Genomic DNA, 22,378 nt, shown 5'->3' on the forward strand with positions numbered 1-22,378 from the left:
CGCGGGTTTCCCGACACGCGATCTCCTTCAGCTCTGTCCGGCCCGCCGCGCGGCGAGCAACCACACCAGGTACGTCCCGCCGAGCACGCCGGTCACCACGCCCACCGGCAGTTGCTGGCCGGCGAGGGCGCGCTGCGCCACCAGGTCCGCCCCGACCAGCAGCACCGCACCGGTGAGCCCCGAGGCGACCAGGTTCGGGCCCGGCGCCCGGGTGAGCCGGCGGGCCAGGTGCGGGGCGGTGAGCGCCACGAAGGAGACCGGCCCGGCGGCGGCCGCGGCGACGGAGGCGAGCAGCACCGCCGCGCCGAGCAGCACCTGCCGGACCCGGGTCACCGGCACGCCCAGCGCGGTCGCGGTCTCGTCGCCCAGCTCCACGATGGCCATTGCCCGGCCGCCGGCGAGCACCACCGGGGTGAGCGCCGCGAGGACGCCGAGCAGCGGCACCGCCTGCGACCAGCCCCGCCCGTCCAGGCTGCCGGTGAGCCAGAGCACCGCCCGGGCGGCGTCCATCAGCGGCGCCCGGGTGAGCAGCCAGCCGTTGACGCCGGTGAGGATCGCCATCATGCCGATCCCGACCAGCACGAGCCGGTGACCGGCCAGGCCCCGGGCGCCGGCGACGGCCCGGATCACCAGGCCGGTGCAGAACCCGCCGGCCAGCGCCGCGCCGGAGAGCGCGAGGCTGCTGCCGCCGAGCACCACGACGACCAGCCCGCCGGTCGCCGCGCCCTGGGTGATGCCGACCATGTCGGGGCTGCCCAGCGGATTGCGCAGCAGCGTCTGGACCACCGCGCCGGACAGCGCCAGGGCGGCCCCGACGCCCAGCGCGGTGACCAGCCGGGGCAGGCGCAGCTCGCCGACGATGAACTCCTCGGCCGCGGTGCCGCCCCCGGTCAGCGTGCGCAGCACGTCGGCCGGGCTCATCGGGTAGTCGCCGCCGCCGACGGCGAGCACGCCGAGACCGACGGCGAGCAGCACCGCGGTGGCGACGACGACCAGCGATCGGGGACGCCAGCGCAGTGACCGGCCACCGGGGGTGCGCAGCACGGTCATCGGCGGGCCACCAGACGCAGGAAGAGCGGGCCGCCGAGCACGGCGGTGACCAGGCCGACCTGGAGTTCACCGGGGCGGCCCAGCACCCGGCCCAGCACGTCGGCGCCGAGCAGCAGGACGGGCGCGTACAGCGCGCAGGCGGGCAGCAGCCAGCGCAGGTCCGGCCCGGTCAGCACGCGGACCAGGTGCGGCACGAGCAACCCGACGAAGACGATCGGCCCGCAGGCGGCGGTGGCCGCGCCGCAGAGCAGCGTGACCGCCACGATGGCGCCGCCGCGGACCAGGGCCGGCCGGGCGCCGAGCGCCCGCGCGGTGTCGTCGCCCAGGGCCAGCGCGTTCAGCGACCGCGCGCCGGCCAGGGCGACCAGCAGGCCGGCCAGCACGAAGGGCGCCACGGTACGCAGGGTGGCGAACTCGGCGTTGGCCAGCGAGCCGACCGTCCAGAACCGCAGCCGGTCCAGCGAGGCGGAGTCGAGCAGCATGACCGCGCTGACGTAGGAGTAGAGCACCGCGTTGAGGGCCGCCCCGGCCAGCGCGAGACGGTCCGGGGTGGCCCGCCGGCCGCCGCCGACGGCGTACACCCCGACGGTGACGGTGGCGGCGCCGAGCAGGGCGAACCAGATCCAGCCGCCGGTGGTGCCGATGCCGAGCAGGGCGGTGGCGGAGGCGACTGCGGCCGCCGCGCCGGCGTTGATGCCGAGCAGCCCCGGGTCGGCCAGGGGGTTGCGGGTGAGCGTCTGCATCAGCGCCCCGGCCACCCCGAGCGCCGCGCCGGCGAGCAGGCCGAGCAACGTGCGGGGCAGGCGCATCCGGTGCACCACCGCGTGTTCGGGGGAGGCCGCGGAGACCAGGCCGTGCCAGACCTCGGTGGGGGAGAGCGGTCGGGCGCCGACGGCGATGCTCAGCATCGCGACGACGAGCAGGAGCAGCAGCCCGGCGGCGAGCGCCGCGGCCGGGCCGGCCCGGCGGGTGGGTGGTGCCGGCGCCGGGGCGGCGGCGAGCGTGGTGACGGACAGGGTCGGCTCCGGGGGGAAACGGCATGGCACCGATTGACTTCGGGTTAGGTTAGGTTAACCTAACCCCGCCATCGCGGATCATCGCGGTCCGGTCCTGATCGAAAGACGTCATCATGCCTTCATCCATGTCCGCCCGCGGACTCTCCCGCCGGGGCCTGCTCGCCGCTGGCGGCGCCACCCTCGCGACCCTCCTCGTCGGCTGCGGCCAGGCCGACAAGCACGGCTCTACCAGCGCCAAGGGTTCGACCGGCCCCTGGTCGTTCACCGACGACCGCAACCAGAAGGTCGAGCTGGCGAGCACCCCGACCCGGGTCGTCGCCTTCACCGGGGTTGCCGCCGCGCTGGTCGATTTCGGACTCGACTCGCAGATCGTCGGCGTGTTCGGCGAGACCACCCGCAGCGACGGCTCGACCGACCCGCAGGCCGGCGGCCTCGACGTCGACCGGGTCACCGTGCTCGGCAACGTCTGGGGCGAGTTCAACGTCGAGAAGTACGCGGGGCTGCGCCCCGAACTGCTGGTCACCCACATGTACGACCCCGGCGCCCTCTGGTACGTGCCGGACGAGAGCCGCGACAAGATCCTCGCCCTGGCGCCCAGCGCCACCGTCACCACCGCCCGGGTGCCGATGACCCGGCCCATCGAGCGGTACGCGGAACTCGCCCGCTCCCTCGGCGCCGACCTGAGCGCGAAGAAGGTCACCGACGCCAAGGCGCGCTTCGAGGCCGCCGCCGAGTCGGTCCGCCAGGCGGTCAAGGCCAACCCCGGCATCCGCGTGCTCGCCGCCTCCGGCAGCCCCGACCTGTTCTACGTCTCCAACCCGAAGGTCAGCACCGACCTGATGTACTTCGCCGAGCTGGGCGTCGACATCGTGGTGCCGAACAAGCTCGCCACCGGCGACTACTTCGAGAGCCTGAGCTGGGAGAACGCCGGCAAGTTCCCCGCCGACCTGATCCTGCTCGACAACCGGTCCACCGCGTTGCAGCCCAAGGACCTCGCGGCCAAGCCCACCTGGCAGCAGCTGCCCGCCGTCCGCGCCAACCAGGTCACCGGGTGGGACGCGGTGCCCCGGTTCTCGTACGCGGGCGCGGCGCCGCTGCTGGAGAATCTCGCCACCGCCATCCGGTCGGCCAAGCGGGTCGGCTGACGCCGTGACGACCGGCACCGCGACCCCCGTCGCCCTGCGCTACCGCTTCTACCAGGCCCAGGTCCGACACACCCGGCGCATCGGCGCCTCGCTGATCCGGGTCACCCTGACCGGCGAGGAGCTGGCCGCGTTCGCCGGCGGCGGCCGGGACCAGAGCGTCTCGCTCTTCCTGCCCCACCCGGGCCAGCCGGAGCCGGTGGTCCCGCTCGACGCCGGGGACGACTGGTACGCGCGCTGGCGGGCCACCGACCCGGCCGTCCGCGCGGTGATGCGCTCCTACACCATCAGCGGGCAGCGGCCGGGGGCGTCCGAGGTGGACGTCGACTTCGTGCACCACGGCGACAGCGGCCCGGCCACCCGATGGGCGGGCCGGGCCCGGCCGGGGGACCGGATCGTCCTGCTCGGACCCGCCGAGCGGGACAACCGCAGCGTCTGCTTCCGGCCCCCGCCCGGCACCGACCACGTCCTGCTGGCCGCCGACGAGACGGCGCTGCCGGCCGCCGCCGGCATCCTGGCCTGGCTGCCCGCCGGAACCACCGTCCGGGCGTGGATCGAGGTGCCGGCCGCCGCCGACGTGCGGGAACTGCCCACCGTGGCGAACGCGGAGGTGCGTTGGCTGGTCCGGGGCACCACCCCGCCCGGCAGCGGCCTGCTGGTCGAGGCGATCCGCGCCGCCCGGCTCCCGACCGGCGTGGCGTACGCGTGGATCGCCGGCGAGTCCTCGACGGTCCGGGCGGTCCGCCGGCACCTGGTCACCGACCGCGGCCTGGACCGGCGGCGGGTGACCTTCGCCGGCTACTGGCGGCGCGGCGCATCCGAGGAGCAGTTGCGCGCGGAGGCGGACGCCTGACCGGCCTGGCTGTCCTCGGCCGCGGCTGCGGCGCGTGCCGCGGGGCCGGGCGGCGGCTACCCCTCGGTGCGGACGACACCGCTCCCCGGCGTGCGACGGAGGTCCCGCGCCCCACCGGGCCGCATGCCGTCAGTCGTCGAGGACGGCCAGGTCGAGCCGGCGCAGCCGGTCGGGGTCGGAGAGCACGTCGACGGCGACGATCCGGCCGTCGGTGACGGTGAAACCCATCACCGAGATCGGCCGGCCCTGCGCCACGACCACGGCGCCGGCGGCCCCGTTGACCAGCGCCGGCCGCATGAACGGGTAGAGCCGTCCGAAGGTGACCGCCTGCCCGGCGACCGTCGGCGCGCCGGTGAGCACGACGGTGTGGCGGCTGCCCGGGCCGCCGTCGGAGCGCAGCACGACGTCGGGGTGCAGCACGGCGACGAGCGCGTCGAAGTCGCCGTCGCGGGCGGCGGCGAAGAACGCCTCGACGACCGCCCGCTGCCGGGCGAGGTCCGGGTCGGGCACGGGGGCCTGCCCGCGTACCCGCCGCCGGGCGCGGCTGGCCAGTTGCCGGGCCGCGGCCGGGGACCGGTCGACCATCGGGGCGATCTCCTCGAACGGCACGGCGAACATGTCGTGCAGGACGAACGCGAGCCGCTCGGCCGGCGTCAGCGTCTCCAGCACCACCAGCAGCGCGAGCCCGACCGAGTCGGCCAGCACGGCGGCGTGTTCGGGGTCGTTCCCGGGCTCGCGGCTGATCACCGGCTCGGGCAGCCGGATGTCGAGCGGTTCCTCGCGGCGCCGTTCCCGTGAGCGGAGCGCGTTCAGGCAGACCCGGGCCACCACGGTGGTCAGCCAGCCGCCGATGTTCTCCACGGCATGGGTGTCGGCCCGGCTGACCCGTAGCCAGGCGTCCTGGACGGCGTCGTCGGCCTCGCTCAGCGAGCCGAGCATCCGGTACGCCACCGCCCGGAGCCGGGTCCGGTGCTCCTCGAACCGCTGCGTCAACCACTCGTGCTCGTCCACCGCTGTCACGTCGCCCCCTCGTCGCGTCTCACAGCAGTAGACACAGCGGAGCCGGCCGATGTGACCGCGGGTCGGTGAGTGGGTGTGCAGGCACCCGCCCGGGAGCGGGCGAGCGGAACCAGGCGAGCGATCCGCCCAGGAAGCGTCAGGCGGCCTCGGCGGCCGGCCGGGAGCGGCGGTGGGCCAGGGCCGTCAGGTCGCCCGGCGACTCCTCCCGCCGGTCGTCGCGGACCGGGTCGGCGACCTCCTCGGGGGCGTCGCCGGACAGTGCCAACGCCCGCTGCGCCTGGCGGGCGGCGTCGCACGGCCACTCCTGTTGGCCGCAGAGCAGGTTGTCGCAGTGTCCGGTCTCGTCCGGCTGGTGCGCGTCCACCACGCCGGCGGCGAGCCGCCACAGCAGCGGATCTGTCACCCCGGCGGGCGCGATGCCCCGGTCGCGCGGCTCTGGGCGGTCGGTCTCGGACACGGTCTCCCCCTCTGTCGGTACCGGCGGAAAGTCTCCACCTCCCGCGTCCGGTAAACCCCCTCGTGAAGTGGTCAACGCCACGTTGACTGATTGACCTGCGCCGGTCTCGGGCACCAGGGCGGGATGACGACTCGACGGGTCACCCCGGAAGGCCTCGGCGCCTGGCTGGTCAAGGGCAACGCGGACGCGGTCGACCTGGCGTCCCGCTTCGCCGCCGACCCCCGGGTGTGCAGCTGGTGCGTCCGCCCCGGCTACCGCGCGGAGCTGATGCGGGCGGGTCAGCCGGTGGTCCTCTGGGCCAGTGGCAGCCGAGGCCGGCTGGCGTACGGGGTGTGGGGTGTCGGACGCCTGGCCGGGCCGGCCGTGCCGGGGGCGCCGGGGGAGCCCTGGTCGGTGCCGCTGGAGCTGACGGTGCTCGACCCGGGCGACCGGGTGCCCCGGGAGCGGCTGCGCGCCGACGCCCGGCTGGCCGGGGCGGAGGTCCTCCGCCAGCCGCAGGGCGCCAACCCCTCCTGGCTGACCGTGGCCGAGTTCGCCGCGCTCAAGGAGCACCTGCCACCGGCCTGAGCCGGCTTCCGCACGCAACCGCCCGGTTCCGCAGGTTTGCGGCGTGTAGTCCCGGGCATCCGGGGCCACACGGACTTCGACGGAGGTGGTTGACATGGTGAACAGACCCGGTCGAGGGGCATCGGCGACCGCCGTGTCGCCCGTCCGTCGCGCCGCGCAGGCGGCCGGCGTGCTCTTCCTGCTGATCGGGGTGCTGGGCTTCATCCCCGGCATCACCACGGACTACGGCACGATGAAGTTCGCCGGGCACGACTCCGAGGCGAAGCTGCTCGGGCTGTTTCAGGTGTCGATCCTGCACAACCTGGTACACCTCGCGTACGGCGTCGCCGGGCTCGCCCTGGCGCGCACGGTCTCCGGCGCGCGCACGTTCCTGCTCGCCGGTGGCGCCATCTACCTGGTGCTCTGGCTCTACGGCGTGGTCGTCGACCACGACAGCGGGGCCAACTTCGTCCCGCTCAACAACGCGGACGACTGGCTGCACCTGTTCCTCGGCGTCGGCATGATCGCCCTCGGGCTGGCGCTGACCCGCCGCCCCGCCGGCGCCCGCCGCTGACCCTGCTCCGACGACGCCGCGCTCCCACGAGGGGCGCGGCGTCGTCGTCCGTGTGACCGACGCCCCTGCGGCCTTGCCTATGCAACTCGTTGCATAGCAGGATGCCCGCATGGCCCTCGAGCACGCGATCCTGGTCTCCCTGCTGGAGCAGCCGGCCTCCGGCTACGAGCTGGCCCGCCGCTTCGACCGCTCGATCGGCCGGTTCTGGACCGCCACCCACCAGCAGATCTACCGGGTGCTCAAGCGGATGGAGACCGACGGCTGGGTCACCGCCGAGGAGGTCGGCCAGGACGGCCGCCCCGACAAGCGGTGCTGGTCGGCCACGGCCGCCGGGCAGAGCGCGCTGGCCGACTGGCTGCGCGCGCCCGTGCAACCGGAGGCGGTCCGGCACGAGCTGGCCGTCAAGATCCGCGGTGCCGCCTTCGCCGACCGGGCCGGCCGCGCGGAGCTGGTCGCCGAGGTCGAGCGCTACCGCGCCGACCACGAGGCGGTCCTCACCAGCTACCTGGCCGGCGAGCGCCGCGACTTCCCGGCGCCCGACCCCGGCGACGCCCGCGCGGCACTCCAGCACGTCGTGCTGCGCGGCGGCATCGCGTACGAGCGGATGGTGCTGGCCTGGCTCGACGACGTCCTCGCCACCCTGCGCGACCTCGCCCGCTGACCCCCACCCTCCGGAAAGGACCCCCATGGCCGACCCGTTGCTCAACCCGCGCACCTACGACCCCGCCCACCTCGACTCCGAGTCCCGCCGGCTGCTGCGCGCCACCGTCGACTTCTTCGAGCAGCGCGGCAAGAAGGCCCTGGTCGACAGCTACAACGACCACACCTGGTACGGCGACTTCCTCGACTTCGCCGCCAAGTCCGGTCTCTTCGCGGCGTTCTGCACCCCGGCCGCCGACGGTGCCGGCGACCCGGCCAAGCGCTGGGACACCGCCCGCAACGCCGCGCTCAGCGAGGTGCTCGGCTTCTACGGGCTGGGCTACTGGTACACCTGGCAGGTCACCGTCCTGGGCCTCGGACCGGTCTGGCAGAGCGACAACGCGGCCGCCCGGGCCCGTGCCGCGGCCCTGCTCGACGGCGGGCACGTGATGGCGTTCGGCCTCTCCGAGCGCAGCCACGGCGCCGACATCTACTCCACCGACATGCTGCTCACCCCGGACGGCGAGGGCGGCTTCCGGGCCACCGGCGGCAAGTACTACATCGGCAACGGCAACGTCGCCGGCCTGGTCTCCGTCTTCGGCCGCCGCGCCGACGTCGAGGGCCCCGAGGGGTACGTCTTCTTCGCCGCCGACAGCCGGCACCCGGCGTACCACCTGGTGCGCAACGTGGTGAACGCGCAGATGTACGTCAGCGAGTTCCGGCTGGAGGACTACCCGGTGCGCGCCGAGGACGTGCTGCACACCGGCAAGGCCGCCTTCGATGCCGCGCTCAACACGGTCAACGTCGGCAAGTTCAACCTCTGCACCGCCTCGATCGGCATCTGCGAGCACGCCATGTACGAGGCGGTCACCCACGCCCACAACCGGGTGCTCTACGGCCGGCGGGTCACCGACTTCCCGCACGTGCGCCGGGAGCTGACCGACGCGTACGCCCGGTTGGTGGCGATGAAGCTGTTCAGCGACCGGGCGGTGGACTACTTCCGCTCGGCCGGCCCGGACGACCGCCGCTACCTGCTGTTCAACCCGATGACCAAGATGAAGGTGACCACCGAGGGCGAGAAGGTCGTCGACCTGCTCTGGGACGTCATCGCCGCCAAGGGCTTCGAGGCGGACACCTACTTCGACAAGGCCGCGCGGGACATCCGAGGCCTGCCCAAGCTCGAAGGCACCGTGCATGTCAACCTGGCCCTGATCCTGAAGTTCATGGCCAACTACCTGTTCCGGCCGGCCGAGTTCGCACCGGTGCCGACCCGGCACGACCCGGCCGACGACGAGTTCCTGTTCCGCCAGGGCCCGGCCCGGGGGCTGGGTGCGATCCGCTTCCACGACTGGCGGGCCGCGTACGACGCGCACGCCGGCGTGCCGAACGTGGCCCGGTTCCGGGAGCAGGCCGACGGGCTCTGCGCGCTGCTGGCCGCCCACGCGCCGAGCGAGGAGCAGCAGCGCGACCTGGACTTCCTGCTCGCCCTCGGCCAGCTGTTCGCGCTGGTCGTCTACGGCCAGCTCATCCTGGAGCAGGCCGCGCTGACCGGTCTGGACGCCGACCTGCTGGACGAGATCTTCGACATCCTGGTCCGCGACTTCTCCGGCCACGCCACCGAACTGCACGGCAAGGCGGCCACCACCGACGCGCAGGCCGCGTGGGCGCTGACCCAGGTCCGTCGACCGGTCGCCGACCCGCAGCGCACCGCCCGGGTCTGGTCCCAGGTGGCGGCCCTCTCCGGCGCCTACGAGATGAACCCCTGACGGACCCGCCGGGTCCCGGAATGCGGTGGGTCGAGGTGTCGGGGCGCTCCGACACCCCGACCCACCGCCAACCGGGTGGATCATGCGTCGGCCTCGGCTTCCGCCGGGGAAGGGGCCACGCTCGGCTGTCCGGTTCAGGCCGGCAGCAGCGCGGCTCCTTCGGGGCGACGGTCGGGCTGCTCGCGGCGGGCCCACGCGGTGGTGAGCAGGACCAGGGCCGCGATGTAGGTGGCCATCACCGCCAGCTGGCGCCCGGGCAGCTCCACCCCCGCCGCGCCGAGCCCGATCAGCGCGTCGGAGACGAGGAAGAGCGCCCCGCCGGCCGCCGCCCGGCGGGACACCCCCACCGAGGCGGCGGCCATCAGGCTCAACGCCAGGCTGTAGCCGAGCACCGGCAGCCGCAGGTCGCCCAGCCGCTCCCAGAGCAGCGCGTTCGCGCCCGCCCAGACCGCCAGGTAGCCGGCGAACGCGGCCAGCGGCGCCCGCCGGTGCCGCAGGAAGGCCGTCAGGAAGCAGAGCTGGGTGCCGAGAAAGCACCCCATCCCGACCAGGAACGCGGTGGTGCCGGGCAGCAGCAGCGCCACGTCACCCGCCGTCGCGAACACCAGGCCGGCCGCCACCAGGTCCCACCTGCGGCGTACGCGCAGCAGCCAGGCCAGCAGCAGCGGCGCGAGCAGCGGCTTCGCCGCCCACTGCAGCGCGGGTACGTCAAGTGCGACGCCGGCCAGCTCGACGGCGACGACCGCCGCGTACAGTCCGGGCCAGAGCCGCCTCATCGGGCGGGCTGCCAGCCGGGCCGGCCGAGGACGTGCCCCAGCCGGTGCCGCCAGGACGTGTCCCGCCGGACGTCGGCCCAGATCGCCGCGTACTCGTGGGTGGCCACCCGCAGCGGGTTGTAGGTGTTGATGTTCTTGGTCAGGCCGTAGCGGACGGCGGCACGTTCCGGCTCGAAGCTGCCGAAGAGCCGGTCCCAGACGATCAGGATGCCGCCGTAGTTGCGGTCCAGGTACTCGGTGTTGGCCCCGTGGTGGACCCGGTGGTGCGACGGGGTGTTGAAGACCCACTCGATCGGTCGGGGCAGCACGTCGATCCGCTCGGTGTGCAGGAAGAACTGGTACAGCAGGCTGATCGACTGCTGGAGGAAGATCATCCACGGCGGGATGCCGAGCAGCGCCAGCGGCAGCCAGAACGGCAGCGAGGTCATCGGCGTCGTCCAGCCCTGCCGCAGTGCGGTGGAGAGGTTGTAGAACGTGCTGGAGTGGTGTACCACGTGGGCGGCCCAGAACAGGCGTACCTCGTGGTGGGTGCGGTGGAACCAGTAGTAGGCCAGGTCTTCGGCGAAGAAGAGCAGCACCCAGGTCCAGACGCTGGTGGGGGAGAGCTGCACCGGGGCGAGGGTCCACAGCCCCACGTAGAGGCCGACGGTGAGCAGCCGCCAGGGCGTGCCGATGAGCACGCTCCCGACGCCCATGGTGAGGCTGGTGGTGGTGTCGCGCAGCTCGTAGCCGCGTTCGTCGTCGTCGGGGGCGAACCGGTACGACAGCGCTTCCACGACGACGAGCAGCAGGAACGCGGGTACGGCGTAGAGCACGGCGGGGATCATGCTCGGCATTCCCTTCCTGGTGGGGTGGCGGGGGTGGTGAGCGAGGCGGTGAGCAGTGCGTGGGCCTGCGCGGCGGCGTCGTCGCCGCGCCCGTCGGCGATCGCCTCGGCCAGCCGGCGGTGGCCGGTGACGTCCAGCAGTTCGGCGGCGCGCCGCTCGGGCGGCACCTCGCCGACGGCCACCGCCCCGGCGACCAGGCTGTTGAAGGACAGCAGGTACGCCGTGTTGCCGGAGCCGTCGACGATGTCCCGCCAGAGCACGATGTTGGCCTTGTCCATCGCGTGCAGGTCCGGGGCGAGCGCCGCGTACGCCTCGACGTCGCGGATGACGCTGCCCCGCAGCTCGGCATCGGCCCGCTCGGCGCAGAGCCGGGCGGCGTCCACGCCGACGCAGGCGCGCATCTCCAGCATGTCCCGCACCAGCGTGTCGACGGGGAGCACGTCGCCGGACTGCACGAGGGACAGCGCCAGGTCGAGACCGGCGTGCACCCGCCAGTCGAGCACCCGGGTGGCGCCGCCCTGGCTGACCCGGAGCAGGCCGAGCTGTTGCAGCCGGCGCAGGGCCTCCCGCACGGCGTGTCGGTTGACCGCGAACGCGGCGGCCAGCTCGCGCTCGCCCGGCAGCGGTTCGTCGGGGCGGTAGCGGCCGCTGACGATGGCGTCGCGAAGCTGGCCGAAGACGTGGTCGGCGACGGAGCTGCGGGGGACGGGTACGAAGGCCACGGCAGCAGTGTGACCCCGCGCACATCAACCCGTCAACTGGTTGGACCAGTCGCGTACCCGAAAAAAGACGGCGGCCAGGTCGTCGACCCGGCCGCCGTCTCGCGGGGTTCAGTCCCGGCCGCGCTCGCGGCGGTAGCGGCGGATCAGCGCGGCGGTGGAGGAGTCCACGTCGGACAGGTCCGGATCGTCGCCGGTCAGCTTCGGCGCGAGCTGGTTGGCCATCACCTTGCCCAGCTCCACGCCCCACTGGTCGAACGGGTTGATGTCCCAGATCGCGCCCTCGGTGAAGACGATGTGCTCGTAGAGGGCGATCAGCTGGCCGAGGGTGCCCGGGGTCAGCTTCGGCGCGATGATCGAGGTCGTCGGGTGGTTGCCCGGCATCACCCGGTGCGGCACCACGTTGGCCGCGGTGCCCTCGGCTTCGACCTGCTCCTTCGTCCGCCCGAAGGCCAGCGCGGCGGTCTGCGCGAAGAAGTTCGACATGAACAGGTCGTGCATGTCGCCGAGGTCGTGGTTGGGCTGGCTGAACGCGATGAAGTCCGCCGGGATGAGCAGCGTGCCCTGGTGGATCAGCTGGTAGAACGCGTGCTGGCCGTTGGTGCCCGGCTCGCCCCAGAAGATCTCGCCGGTCCGGTGGTCGACCGCGGTGCCGTCCAGCGTGACGGACTTGCCGTTGCTCTCCATCGTCAGCTGCTGCAGGTAGGCCGGGAACCGGTGCAGGTACTGCGAGTACGGCAGCACGGCGTGGGTCTGCGCGCCCAGGAAGTTGGTGTACCAGACGTTCAGCAGGCCCAGCAGTGCCGGGATGTTGCGCTGCACCGGCGTGGTCCGGAAGTGTTCGTCCACGGCGTGGTAGCCGGCCAGCAGGTCCCGATAGTGTGCCGGGCCCACAGCCAGCATGACCGACAGGCCGACGGCGGAGGGCAGCGAGTACCGGCCGCCTACCCAGTCCCAGAAGCCGAACATGTTCTGCGGGTCGATGCCGAAGTCGCGGACCCGCTGCTCGTTGGTGCTCACCGCGACGAAGTGCTTGGCGATCGCCGCGTCGTCGTCGGCGTCCAAGCCGGACAGCAGCCACATCTTCGCCTGGTTGGCGTTGGCCAGGGTCTCCTGGGTGGAGAAGGTCTTGGAGACGACCACGAACAACGTCGTCGCCGGGTCCAGGTCGTGGGTCTTGTCGTGGATGTCGGTCGGGTCGATGTTGGACACGAACCGACAGCTGATCCCGCCGTCGCGGTACGCCTTCAGCGCCTCGTACGCCATCACCGGCCCGAGGTCGGACCCGCCGATGCCGATGTTGACCACCGTGCTGATCCGCTCGCCGGTGTGCCCCCGCCACTGCCCGGAGCGGACCCGCTCGGCGAACGCCGCCATCCGGTCCAGCACCCGGTGCACGTCGGCCACCACGTCCTGGCCGTCGGCGATCAGGGTGGCGTCGCGGGGCAGCCGCAGCGCGGTGTGCAGCACCGCCCGGTCCTCGGTGGAGTTGATGTGCCGCCCGGCAAACATGGCGCAGATCCGGTCGGTGAGCCGGGCCCGCTCGGCCAGCGCGGTGAGCAGCTCCAGCGTCTCGTCGGTGACCAGGTTCTTGCTGTAGTCGACGTACAGGTCGGCGACCTCGCCGGTGAGCCGCTCACCCCGGCGCTGGTCGGCGGCGAACAGCTCCCGCAGGTGGGTGCCGCGCATCGTCTCGGCGTGCTTGCGCAGCGCCTGCCATTCGTCCGTGGTGGTCACACTCGCAGCCATCAGGTGGATCTTCTCCTTCACGACGGGACGCCGGTGGCGCTCCTCGCGCCGCCGCCGGCTCGGCTCCAGCCTGCCACCCCGGCGGGGCCGGCGCGACGCGACGCGGCAGACCCGTCCCGCACCGTGGTCGGCGACACGCCCTTGCGACACGTGTACGACACGCCGGTCACGCCACGACACCGCGCGGTAGCCGACAGTAGGCTCTCCCCCTGCCCTGTCCCTCGGCCCGGGAGGACCCATGGCGACGGTGATCGGCCCACGCCGCTCGTCCCGACAGGACGGCCCGTCCGACGACGCCGACGACCTGGAGCTGCCGGAGCTGGAGGACGGCCACTGGATGCACCGGGCGACCGAGTTCGCCCACACCAGCTTCCGGTCGGTCGCCCGGCGGCTGCCCCACCTGGTCCGCGAGGCGGTCACGCTCGCCTGGGCCACCAGCCGGCGGGACACCCTCGCGGCGATCGGCCTGAACCTCGCGGCCGGAGTGATGACCACCCTCGGGCTGCTCGCCACCACCGGCGTGCTCCGTGAGCTGTTCGCCGCCGGCCCGACACCGGACCGGGTCCGCGCCGCGCTGCCGTCGCTGGTCCTGGCCGCGCTGGCGGTGACGGCGCGGGGCGTCCTCACCGTGACCGCCGGCTGGGCCCAGGCCCGGCTGATGCCCCAGATCAACTACGAGGTGGAGCTGCGGCTCTTCGAGGCCACCACGGCGGTGGAGCTGGCCGCCTTCGACGACGCCGGCTTCGCCGAGGAGATGGACCGGGTCCGGGACCGGGGGATGGCCGAGGCGGCCTCCATCGTCGACCACACCGTCAACCTGATCACCGGCGTGGTCGGCGTGCTGGCCACCGCCGCGGCGGTGACCGTGATCCAGCCCGTGCTCCTGCCGTGCCTGCTGCTCGCCGCGGTGCCCGAGGCGGTCACCGCGGTCCGGATGGCCCGCCGAAAGTACCTGGCCATGCTGGCCCGGATCACCCGCCGCCGCCGGATGTGGATGCTGGCGCACCTGATGGCCAACCGGCGCACCGCCGTCGAGGTCCGGGCCTACCAGATGCGTGACTTCCTGCTGGCCGAGTTCCGCCGCGTGATGGCTGTGGAGACCCGGGCCGAGCTGCGCCTGGTCCGGGCGCAGAGCGCCACCCGGGCGTTCGGCATGTCCGCCGCCGGGGTGGCGGCCTTCGGGATGTACGCCGTGCTCGGCGGGCTGCTGCTCACCGGCGTGGTCGCGCTGGCCGCCGCGGCGACCGCCCTGCTGGCGCTGCAGTCCGCCCGGTCCAGCCTCGGCATCGCCGTCTTCGCCACCAACAACCTCTACGAGGACGCGCTCTACTACCAGGACTACCGGGACTTCCTGGAACGGGCGCGGGGGCGGATCGGGGTGGGGAAGGGCCGCCCGATGCCCGGGTTCGACACGATCGCACTCGACCGGGTCAGCCTCCGCTACCCGGACACGGACACCCCGGCGGTGGACGAGGTCAGCCTGACCGTGCGCCGGGGCGAGGTGGTCGCCCTGGTCGGCGAGAACGGTTCCGGCAAGACCACCCTGGCCAAGCTCATCGCCGGGCTCTACCGCCCCACCGGTGGGACGATCCACTGGGACGGCGTCGACCTCGCCGAGCTGGACCCGGCGCAGACCGCGGCCCAGGTGGCGGTGATGACCCAGGAGTACTGGAAGTTCCCCTTCACCGCCGGGCAGAACATCCGCATCGGCCGGCACGACCGCCGCGCCGACCAGGCCGGCCCGAGCGTGGAGGACGCCGCCCGCGCCGCCGCCGCGCACGACATGATCGACGACCTCCCGTTCGGGTACGACACCCTGCTCGACCGGGAGTTCAAGAACGGCCAGGACCTCTCCGGCGGCCAGTGGCAGCGGCTGGTCGCCGCCCGGGGCCTCTACCGGGACGCCCGGCTGCTGATCTGCGACGAGCCCTCCGCCGCCCTCGACGCGCGGGCCGAGCACGCCCTCTTCACACACCTGCGCCGCCGCCCCGACCGGGCGGTCGTCCTGATCACCCACCGGCTGGCCAACGTCCGGCACGCCGACCGGATCTTCGTGCTGGACCACGGCCGGCTGGTGCAGCACGGCACCCACGACGAGCTGATGGCCGCCGGCGGGCTCTACCGGGAGCTGTTCGAACTCCAGGCGAGCGGCTACCTCGCGGCTGCCGGCACGGAGTCCGGGGAGTCGTCGACCGGGTGACCGGCCGGGCGGGGTGGCGGCATCCTCGCGCTGCTCCCGTCGGCGTCGGCCCGTCCACCCCGAAAGTTTCGGCGCCCCCAAGCCTCGGCTTCGTCGCCAGCCCCGCAGACACGCCGGTGAACCTGACGCGATGAGCGAGACATCGATTTTCGTTGAAGTGTCGGAAAGCTTTCGGTACCGTCAGGACGGGACCCCTCGACCCTTGCGGTGGCAGTCGCAGCACGGCGGATCCCGGCGCGGCCTCCGGGCGGTCGCGTCGGGCGACGGAGCCGGTCACCGCGTCGGGCGACGGTCGAGGCGCGACGTCCCACCCCCATCACTGTCGAAAGGTTGACCTGCCATGACCCACGTCCCCGCCCGCCCGGGCGGACGTCCGACGACCCGAGCCCGGCTCTGCGCGGCCCTCGTGGCCGCCGCCGCGGGCGTCGCCGCCCTCGGCACGACGCTCGCCCTGGCGCCCGGTGCCAGCGCCGCCACCACCCTGGGCGCGTCCGCCGCCCAGACCGGCCGTTACTTCGGTGCGGCGGTGGCCGCGAACAAGCTCTCCGACGCCACCTACGTCGGGATCCTCAACCGCGAGTTCACCTCGGTCACGCCGGAGAACGAGATGAAGTGGGACGCGACCGAACCCACCCCGGGCCAGTTCACGTACGCCAACGCCGACCGCATCGTCAACCACGCCCGGGCCAACGGGATGCAGGTGCGCGGGCACGCGCTGGCCTGGCACTCGCAGCAGCCCGGCTGGGCGCAGAACCTCAGCGGCAGCGCCCTGCGCTCGGCGATGGTCAACCACGTCACCCAGGTGGCGACCTACTACCGGGGCAAGATCCACTCCTGGGACGTGGTGAACGAGGCGTTCGCCGACGGTGGCACCGGCGCCCGGCGCGACTCCAACCTCCAGCGCACCGGCAACGACTGGATCGAGGTGGCGTTCCGTGCCGCCCGGGCAGCCGACCCGACCGCCAAGCTCTGCTACAACGACTACAACACCGACGGGCAGAACGCGAAGAGCAACGCGGTGTACGCGATGGTGCAGGACTTCAAGGCCCGGGGCGTGCCGATCGACTGCGTCGGTTTCCAGTCCCACTTCAACAGCGCCTCGCCGGTGCCGGCCGACTACCAGGCCAACCTTCAGCGCTTCGCCAACCTGGGCGTGGACGTGCAGATCACCGAGCTGGACATCGAGGGGTCCGGATCGGCCCAGGCCGACAACTACGGCCGGGTCGTCCGGGCCTGCCTCGCCGTGAGCCGCTGCACCGGCATCACCGTCTGGGGCATCCGGGACACCGACTCCTGGCGGGCCAGCGGCACCCCGCTGCTCTTCGACGGCAATGGCAACAAGAAGGCGGCCTACACCGCCACGCTCGACGCGCTCAACTCCGGCGGCCCCACCACGCCACCGACCACCACGCCCCCGCCCACCACGCCCCCGCCGTCGACCCCGCCGCCCGGCGGCGCGTCCTGCACGGCCAGCGTGTCGCTCGACTCCTGGACCGGTGGCTTCGTCGCGACCGTGCGGGTCACCGCCGGCGCGTCGGCCGTCCGCGGCTGGACGGTCGGGCTCACCCTGCCGGCCGGCGCCGCGGTCACCAACTCCTGGAACGCACAGCCCAGCGGCACCAGCGGCAGCCTGACCTTCCGCAACCTCAGCTACAACGGTCAGCTGGGCGCCGGCGCCAGCACCACCTTCGGCTTCCAGGGCACCGGCGTGGGACCGTCCACCACGCCCACCTGCTCGGCGAGCTGAGCGGTTGATCCGGCGCGGAGGGGTCCACCCTCCGCGCCGGCTCACCCGGTCGGGTGGCGCCGAGGGCGCCTCCCGCTAGGCGGGCGGACAACCTCCCGCACCACCTGGCGTCGGGCCGCCCGTCCGGCCGGTGTCCCGGGTAGCGGGTCCGCGACGTCGCCCGGCACGGCACGGCGCTGGGCTGGCATCCGCAGCGCGCCGAGCCGATCAGCCGTCGCCCCGGCGCGCTCAGCCCTGCCGGGCGAAGAAGTCGGCCATCGCCTGCGTGTGCGTGGAGAAGGCCAGCTCGACGGGCTCGGTGAGCACCAGCCACTCGGTGGCCTCCTCGGTCGGCGCCGACGGCGGCAGCCCGTCGGCCGGCCGCTCGGGCAGCTCCCCGAAGATCATGATGGTGCCCCCGGCCGGTGCCCCGTGCACCGCGAACAGCCGGGCCTGGTCCGCCTCGCCGATCAGGCCGGTCTCCTCGCGCAGTTCGCGGACCAGCGCGTCGGCCCACTCCTCGCCGTACTCGATGAAGCCACCCGGCAGCGCGAGCAGGCCGCGCGCCGGCTCGATGTCCCGGCGGACCACCACCAGGCCCAGGCCGGTGTCGGTGCGGACCGGCAGCAGCGCCACCGCGACCGGCAGCGGGTTGCGCCAGACCGTCTCGCCGCAGGCCGCGCAGATTCGCGGCCAGCCGGCGCCCGCCGGGTAGGCGGCGCTGCAGAAGGAGCAGTGCGCGTAGGGAGAGCCGGTCATGTCGCCGCACGTTACCGGCCCGGTGGCCGCTCCGGCGACCGATCGACCTGCTCCCGGAGCGTCTCCCGGGCCTGCATCAGCGCGAAGCCGAGCAGGTTCAGCCCCCGCCACCGGGCTGGGTCCTCGGCGCGCGGGTCGTCGGCGGCCAGCCCGATGCCCCACACCCGGTCCACCGGGCTCGCCTCGACCAGCACCCGGTCGCCGGTGCCCAGCAGGTACGCCCGCAGGTCGTCGTGCTGGCCGAACTTGGCGATGCTGCCGGCGACCACGATGTCGTACCGCCGGGCCTCCCACACCGCCTGGTCGAAGCCGCGCACCTGGCGGCCGAGCGCCTTGGCGCGGTGCGGGTGGCCGGCGGCGAGGATCCGCTCGCCGGCCTCCTCGTCGCCGAAGAGCGCCGCCTTCTGCCACATCATCCAGTGCTCGGCGGTGATGAAGCGGCAGCCGTCCACCGTGAACGCCGCCGGCCACCACTGGCTCAGGCAGCCCGCGCCGACGGTGCCGTCGCGCCGGGGCCGGTGCCCCCAGAAACAGAGGTACTTCACCGGCTGTCCGCTCTGGACGAGGGCGGCGACGTCGGCGGCACTACGGGGCGGCGGCATGCTCGACAGTGTCGCCCCGGGCACCGACACTCCGCCTCCCGGTTTCCCCCGGAAACCGGCTCGCCGGGCGGGCCGGCGGCTCGGTAGCCTCCGCCGGACGACCGGGCGAGGTGGGGACGATGCGCGAGACGACGACGCTGTGGCGACCGACCGGGCCGCAGGAGTTGGCGCTGGTCGAGGCCTCCGGCTGGACGGCGTGGCCGCCCCGCCTGCCCGACCAGTCGATCATCTACCCGGTGCTCATCGAGCGGTACGCCATCATGATCGCCCGGGACTGGAACGTGCCCGCCTCCGGCGCCGGTTTCGTCACCCGCTTCGAGGTGGACCGGGCCTTCCTCGCCCGCTACCCGGTCCGACAGGCCGGCGGCCGGGACATCCTGGAGCTGTGGGTGCCGGCGGAGGAGCTGCCCGAGTTCAACCGGCACATCGTCGGTCGGATCGAGGTCGTGCACACCTTCGGCACTGCGCCGACCGCCATCGGGTGAGGGTTGTGTGGGCGAGCCAGGTCGTGCCGGCCGCGACGGGCTGAGGGGCCGCTCCGACCGAGAAGCGCGCTGGGCCGTGCATGCCCGCACGGCCCAGCGCGCTCCCCACCCGGCCCGGCGGCGCTGATCGACGCGCGTACCCGGGAGAGCTGTGGTTAGGCGGTCGGTGCGCCGGTGTAGAAGGCGGTGGTGCGTGCCGTCGCGGCCCGCGCGGCCGCCGGGTCGGTGCCGGCGGCGATGCTGGCCTCGCCCCAGCTCTCGCTGCTCAGGGTGACGAACCGCCGACCCTCGTCGGAGCCCATCCAGGCTTCGGCCTGCTCGGGCGAGATCCCGCTGCCGTCGGCGGCCAGGTGCGAGGCGAGGCCGAGCAGACCCAGGTCCCAGCCCACGCCGACCGCGCCCGGGCCGAACTCGGTCCAGCGCTCGTCGTCGACGTGCGCGACGTGCTCCAGCTCGAACCGGGTACGTCCGTCGCCCTCCGGCGTCAGCCGCACCTCGATCCAGCTGACCTCGTCGCCGTACTCCCAGGTGGCGGCGAAGCTCTTCGGCGGGTCGCAGCGTTGGATCGTGCCGCCAGCGTTGCCCTCGAGCTGGTAGCGGCCGTGCAGCCGCAGCTCTCCGGAGACCGGCAGGAACCAGCGGGGGATGCGTTCGGCGTTGGTGCAGGCGTCCCAGAGGTCCTCCAGGGGCGCGTCGTACGTCTGGCTGATCGTCATCACCCGGGCCTCGCCGGCTTCCAGGGTCCGGCTGCCCACGGTGCGCCGCACGGCGCTGATCTGGTGCGTGACGTCGCTCATCAGCGTTTCTCCTCGGTCGGGTCCTGGGGTGGGTGCAGGCGCCGTTCGCGTCGGCCGCGCGCCAGCTCGGTGGCGAGGGCGTCCAGGGCCGGGGCCCAGAACCGGCGGAAGCCGGCCAGCCACTCGTCGACCTCGCGCAGCGGTCGCGGGTCGACGGCGTAGAGCCGGCGGGCGCCCTGCGGTCGGACGGTGGCGAAGCCGTTGTCCCGCAGCACCCGCAGGTGCTGCGAGACGGCGGGCTGCGAGATGCCGTACTCCCGTCGGATCACCGCGCAGACCTCCCCGGCGCTGAGCTCGCCCTCGGCGAGCAGCTCCAGGATGCGGCGGCGCACCGGGTCGCCGAGGACGTCGAAGGCGTGCACGGACCCTTTCTATCAGCCGAGGCTTATATAAGCAATCACCCCAGTCGCGCGGCGACGGCGGCGCGCAGCTCGGGAAGCCGGCCGTGCAGCAGGCCGGGGCACTGGGTGCTGTTGAAGTCCTTGTGCCCGTAGATCTCGCTGGGCGCGATGCCGTACTGCTGGCAGGTGAAGGCGCAGAAGACGATCAGGCTGTTCCAGAGCGCCGCCGGCGGCTGCACATCCAGGTAGATGCCGTCGTTCTCGATGCCGATCGCCTGGCTGTTCTGCCCGACGCAGTGCGCGCCCTGCACCATGGTCTGCCCGTGCAGCAGCCCGTACAGGCTGCCGTGCCGGCCCTCGGTGAGGTAGCCGCCGCGGCTGTTGGTGAAGTGCTGCCCGGAGTCGAGCCAGCCGTTGCTGTCCATGTGCAGGTTCTGGATGTCGCGGGAGTTCGCGTACGCCTTGGCCAGGCTGTAGTCGGTGGTGTTCGGGAACGCGGTGTGGTGCACGATGATCTTGTTGGGTCGGCTCTGCACCACGCTGACCGGCTGCGACGGCGGTCGGGCGCCCCACGTCGCGCAGTTGGCGATGACGGGCTGGTCGACGCGGGTGGCGACGGCGCGCGCGTCGCGGCCCCCGCCGAGCTGGGTCAGGGCGGAGGCGCCGGCGGCGGCGCCGAGCAGGACCGCGCCGCGCAGCGCGGCCCGGCGGGACACGGGTACGGACATGGTGGCCTCCTTCGTCGGTGGTGCCGGCGGCGGGCCGGGCGGCCCGCCGCCGGTGGGGGTCAGCAGGGTCCGTTGCAGGCCAACACCCGGAGCCGGTCCAGGGTGCCGTTCCAGACGTTCTGGTCACCGGGGAAGACGCCCGAGGACGACCACTGCCAGAAGGAGTACGTCGGCCAGCCCGCCGGCAGGGTGCCCACCGTGCTGGCGTAGCGGGCGATCCACAGTGGATTGTTGGCGGCGAACTGCGAGGTGTTGCCGGTGCAGGTGGTCCACCAGTCGGTGGTGGTGTAGATGGTGGCCCACCGGCCGGTGCGCGCGTAGTACTGGTTGACGAACGAGGCGATCCAGCTGCGCATCGCGCTCTGGCTCAGGCCGTAGCAGGTCGCGCCGTACGGGTTGTACTCGATGTCGAGCGCCCCGGGCAGCGTCCGGCCGTCCTTGGACCAGCCGCCGCCGTGGTCGACGAAGTAGTTGGCCTGGGTGGCGCCGCTGGTGGTGTCCGGGCGGGCGAAGTGGTACGAGCCCCGGATCATCCCGACGTTGTAGGAGCCGTTGTACTGCTGGGCGAAGTACGGGTTGGTGTAGTAGGTGCCCTCGGTGGCCTTGACGTACGCGAACCGGGCGCCGTTGTTCCAGGCGGCCGACCAGTTCACGTTGCCCTGGTGGCTGGAGACGTCCATGCCGGGCAGGCCGGCGGGGGCGGCGCTGGCGGAGCCGGAGACGAGGCCGACGGTGGCGACCACCGTGACGGTCGCCAGCAGTGCGGCCGCGGCCGCGCGGAGACGGTTCATCTTTCCTCCCTGGGGGGCGCCGCGGGGGCGGCGGGAGTGACGAAAGGAACTGTCAGTATTAGGTCATGAGACGTAGATAAATTTCAATAGACTAAGTCAAGATTATCTATGGAGTGTGTGTCCCCTCCGTCCACACCTGACCGTCCGGCCATGGATCCGCGTCGACGTAGCCGCCAGAATGGCGGGGCCAGCTGCCGAGCCGGGTGGGCGCGGCCGACGAAAGGGTGACCGGATGGCGCACATCGACCTCGGCGTGGACGAACGGCGCGAGCCCGGCATCGTCGGCCTGCTGCGGTACCGGCCGGAGACCGCGGGACCGCTGATGGACCTGGCCGAGGTGCTGCTGCGCGGGCCGAGCAGCCTGAGCCGCGGTGAACGCGAGCTGATCGCCGCGTACGTCTCGGGCCGCAACGGGTGCGACTTCTGCCGCGCGTCGCACTCCGCCACCGCCGGTGCCCAGCTCGACGACGGCCCCGACCTGGTCGACCGGGTCCTCGCCGACCTGTCGACCGCCCCGGTGCCGGAGAAGCTGCGCGCCCTGCTCCGCCTCGCCGACACCGTCCGCGAGGACGGGCGCGCCGTCACCGGCGAGCTGGTCGACGCCGCCCGCGCCCACGGCGCCACCGATCGGGAGATCCACGACGTGGTCCTGATCGCCGCCGCCTTCAGCATGTACAACCGGTACGTCGACGGGCTCGGCGCCGCCACCCCGGACGACCCCAGGGCGTACGCGATGTCCGCGCAGCGGATCCTGACCGCCGGCTACCGCGCCTGAGAAAATCCGTCGCCGGAGTGTCGATCCGGCCGCCCGTCGT

Annotated in this window: 24 protein-coding genes; 10 read left to right on the forward strand and 14 right to left on the reverse strand. The window is 73.3% G+C overall.

What is annotated here, in order from left to right; all coding sequences use genetic code 11:
• Nucleotides 1-27: 27 nt before the first annotated feature.
• On the reverse strand, nucleotides 28-1,050 hold the full coding sequence (locus tag V6U89_RS10005) for a FecCD family ABC transporter permease (RefSeq protein WP_334570504.1): 1,023 nt from the start codon (nucleotides 1,048-1,050) through the stop codon (nucleotides 28-30).
• The gene (locus V6U89_RS10010; protein ID WP_334570712.1) at nucleotides 1,047-1,982 is read right to left on the reverse strand and encodes a FecCD family ABC transporter permease; all 936 of its coding nucleotides are present in this window, start codon (nucleotides 1,980-1,982) and stop codon (nucleotides 1,047-1,049) included. Before V6U89_RS10010 ends, V6U89_RS10005 begins: the two co-directional genes overlap by 4 nt.
• Nucleotides 1,983-2,179: 197 nt before the next feature.
• Between V6U89_RS10010 and V6U89_RS10015 the strand changes: the two genes are divergently transcribed.
• Nucleotides 2,180-3,211 carry an ABC transporter substrate-binding protein gene (locus V6U89_RS10015; RefSeq protein WP_334570505.1) on the forward strand — a complete coding sequence of 344 codons (1,032 nt, stop codon included), beginning with the start codon at nucleotides 2,180-2,182 and terminating at the stop codon, nucleotides 3,209-3,211.
• A 4-nt stretch (nucleotides 3,212-3,215) separates the two neighbouring features.
• Nucleotides 3,216-4,061: a siderophore-interacting protein gene (locus tag V6U89_RS10020; protein ID WP_442933902.1), complete on the forward strand. Its 846-nt coding sequence runs from the start codon at nucleotides 3,216-3,218 to the stop codon at nucleotides 4,059-4,061.
• 129 nt (nucleotides 4,062-4,190) lie between these two features.
• On the opposite strand, the gene sigJ is transcribed toward V6U89_RS10020, so the two are convergent.
• Nucleotides 4,191-5,072 carry an RNA polymerase sigma factor SigJ gene (gene sigJ / locus V6U89_RS10025; protein WP_334570716.1) on the reverse strand — a complete coding sequence of 294 codons (882 nt, stop codon included), beginning with the start codon at nucleotides 5,070-5,072 and terminating at the stop codon, nucleotides 4,191-4,193.
• 145 nt (nucleotides 5,073-5,217) lie between these two features.
• Complete coding sequence (locus V6U89_RS10030) at nucleotides 5,218-5,538, reverse strand: hypothetical protein (protein ID WP_334570506.1); 321 nt, start codon at nucleotides 5,536-5,538, stop codon at nucleotides 5,218-5,220.
• 123 nt (nucleotides 5,539-5,661) lie between these two features.
• Here V6U89_RS10030 and V6U89_RS10035 point away from each other — a divergent pair, with 123 nt between their 5' ends.
• From V6U89_RS10035 to V6U89_RS10050, 4 genes are all read left to right on the forward strand, one after another.
• On the forward strand, nucleotides 5,662-6,105 hold the full coding sequence (locus V6U89_RS10035; protein ID WP_334570507.1) for a hypothetical protein: 444 nt from the start codon (nucleotides 5,662-5,664) through the stop codon (nucleotides 6,103-6,105).
• A gap of 94 nt (nucleotides 6,106-6,199) precedes the next feature.
• Nucleotides 6,200-6,658: a DUF4383 domain-containing protein gene (locus tag V6U89_RS10040; protein ID WP_334570508.1), complete on the forward strand. Its 459-nt coding sequence runs from the start codon at nucleotides 6,200-6,202 to the stop codon at nucleotides 6,656-6,658.
• 109 nt (nucleotides 6,659-6,767) lie between these two features.
• Nucleotides 6,768-7,319 carry a PadR family transcriptional regulator gene (locus tag V6U89_RS10045; RefSeq protein WP_334570510.1) on the forward strand — a complete coding sequence of 184 codons (552 nt, stop codon included), beginning with the start codon at nucleotides 6,768-6,770 and terminating at the stop codon, nucleotides 7,317-7,319.
• A 25-nt stretch (nucleotides 7,320-7,344) separates the two neighbouring features.
• Nucleotides 7,345-9,063: an acyl-CoA dehydrogenase gene (locus V6U89_RS10050; RefSeq protein ID WP_334570511.1), complete on the forward strand. Its 1,719-nt coding sequence runs from the start codon at nucleotides 7,345-7,347 to the stop codon at nucleotides 9,061-9,063.
• Nucleotides 9,064-9,197: 134 nt separating this feature from the next.
• On the opposite strand, the gene V6U89_RS10055 is transcribed toward V6U89_RS10050, so the two are convergent.
• From V6U89_RS10055 to pgi, 4 genes are all read right to left on the reverse strand, one after another.
• Nucleotides 9,198-9,839: a lysoplasmalogenase gene (locus V6U89_RS10055; RefSeq protein ID WP_334570512.1), complete on the reverse strand. Its 642-nt coding sequence runs from the start codon at nucleotides 9,837-9,839 to the stop codon at nucleotides 9,198-9,200.
• Nucleotides 9,836-10,666 (reverse strand): sterol desaturase family protein, encoded by an 831-nt coding sequence (locus tag V6U89_RS10060; protein ID WP_334570513.1) that lies wholly within the window; start codon nucleotides 10,664-10,666, stop codon nucleotides 9,836-9,838. The genes V6U89_RS10055 and V6U89_RS10060 overlap by 4 nt, the downstream gene beginning before the upstream one ends.
• Nucleotides 10,663-11,388: a FadR/GntR family transcriptional regulator gene (locus V6U89_RS10065; RefSeq protein ID WP_334570515.1), complete on the reverse strand. Its 726-nt coding sequence runs from the start codon at nucleotides 11,386-11,388 to the stop codon at nucleotides 10,663-10,665. Before V6U89_RS10065 ends, V6U89_RS10060 begins: the two co-directional genes overlap by 4 nt.
• 108 nt (nucleotides 11,389-11,496) lie before the next feature.
• Entirely contained in the window at nucleotides 11,497-13,134 is a 1,638-nt protein-coding gene (gene pgi / locus V6U89_RS10070; RefSeq protein ID WP_334570516.1) for a glucose-6-phosphate isomerase, read from the reverse strand.
• Nucleotides 13,135-13,372: 238 nt separating this feature from the next.
• Between pgi and V6U89_RS10075 the strand changes: the two genes are divergently transcribed.
• Both V6U89_RS10075 and V6U89_RS10080 read left to right on the forward strand, forming a co-directional pair.
• Nucleotides 13,373-15,334, forward strand: coding sequence for an ABC transporter ATP-binding protein (locus tag V6U89_RS10075; RefSeq protein WP_334570517.1), 1,962 nt, complete (start codon nucleotides 13,373-13,375; stop codon nucleotides 15,332-15,334).
• A 340-nt stretch (nucleotides 15,335-15,674) separates the two neighbouring features.
• Entirely contained in the window at nucleotides 15,675-17,081 is a 1,407-nt protein-coding gene (locus V6U89_RS10080) for an endo-1,4-beta-xylanase (RefSeq protein WP_334570518.1), read from the forward strand.
• Nucleotides 17,082-17,309: 228 nt separating this feature from the next.
• Here V6U89_RS10080 and V6U89_RS10085 read toward each other — a convergent pair whose 3' ends face one another.
• Together V6U89_RS10085 and V6U89_RS10090 are read right to left on the reverse strand one after the other, a co-directional pair.
• Nucleotides 17,310-17,819 carry an NUDIX domain-containing protein gene (locus tag V6U89_RS10085; protein WP_334570521.1) on the reverse strand — a complete coding sequence of 170 codons (510 nt, stop codon included), beginning with the start codon at nucleotides 17,817-17,819 and terminating at the stop codon, nucleotides 17,310-17,312.
• Between the two features lie 11 nt (nucleotides 17,820-17,830).
• Nucleotides 17,831-18,421: an NADAR family protein gene (locus V6U89_RS10090; RefSeq protein WP_334570522.1), complete on the reverse strand. Its 591-nt coding sequence runs from the start codon at nucleotides 18,419-18,421 to the stop codon at nucleotides 17,831-17,833.
• A gap of 119 nt (nucleotides 18,422-18,540) precedes the next feature.
• Here V6U89_RS10090 and V6U89_RS10095 point away from each other — a divergent pair, with 119 nt between their 5' ends.
• The gene (locus V6U89_RS10095; RefSeq protein WP_334570525.1) at nucleotides 18,541-18,906 is read left to right on the forward strand and encodes an ADP-ribosylation/crystallin J1; all 366 of its coding nucleotides are present in this window, start codon (nucleotides 18,541-18,543) and stop codon (nucleotides 18,904-18,906) included.
• 155 nt (nucleotides 18,907-19,061) lie between these two features.
• On the opposite strand, the gene V6U89_RS10100 is transcribed toward V6U89_RS10095, so the two are convergent.
• The 4 genes from V6U89_RS10100 to V6U89_RS10115 are packed head-to-tail and all read right to left on the reverse strand — an operon-like array spanning nucleotide 19,062 to nucleotide 21,563.
• The gene (locus V6U89_RS10100; RefSeq protein ID WP_334570527.1) at nucleotides 19,062-19,703 is read right to left on the reverse strand and encodes an SRPBCC family protein; all 642 of its coding nucleotides are present in this window, start codon (nucleotides 19,701-19,703) and stop codon (nucleotides 19,062-19,064) included.
• Nucleotides 19,703-20,065, reverse strand: a complete 363-nt coding sequence (locus V6U89_RS10105; RefSeq protein WP_334570528.1) for an ArsR/SmtB family transcription factor — start codon at nucleotides 20,063-20,065, stop codon at nucleotides 19,703-19,705. Before V6U89_RS10105 ends, V6U89_RS10100 begins: the two co-directional genes overlap by 1 nt.
• Nucleotides 20,066-20,100: 35 nt before the next feature.
• A complete protein-coding gene (locus tag V6U89_RS10110; RefSeq protein WP_334570529.1) occupies nucleotides 20,101-20,772 on the reverse strand; it encodes a peptidoglycan recognition protein family protein in 672 nt (223 codons plus the stop codon).
• A gap of 59 nt (nucleotides 20,773-20,831) precedes the next feature.
• The gene (locus tag V6U89_RS10115; protein WP_334570530.1) at nucleotides 20,832-21,563 is read right to left on the reverse strand and encodes a lysozyme; all 732 of its coding nucleotides are present in this window, start codon (nucleotides 21,561-21,563) and stop codon (nucleotides 20,832-20,834) included.
• Between the two features lie 232 nt (nucleotides 21,564-21,795).
• On the opposite strand from V6U89_RS10115, the gene V6U89_RS10120 reads away from it, so the two are divergent.
• The gene (locus tag V6U89_RS10120) at nucleotides 21,796-22,338 is read left to right on the forward strand and encodes a carboxymuconolactone decarboxylase family protein (RefSeq protein WP_334570531.1); all 543 of its coding nucleotides are present in this window, start codon (nucleotides 21,796-21,798) and stop codon (nucleotides 22,336-22,338) included.
• Nucleotides 22,339-22,378 lie beyond the last annotated feature (40 nt).

Origin of the sequence: Micromonospora sp. CPCC 206171 (genome assembly GCF_036906755.1) — a bacterium.
Taxonomy (GTDB): Bacteria; Actinomycetota; Actinomycetes; order Mycobacteriales; family Micromonosporaceae; genus Micromonospora; species Micromonospora purpureochromogenes.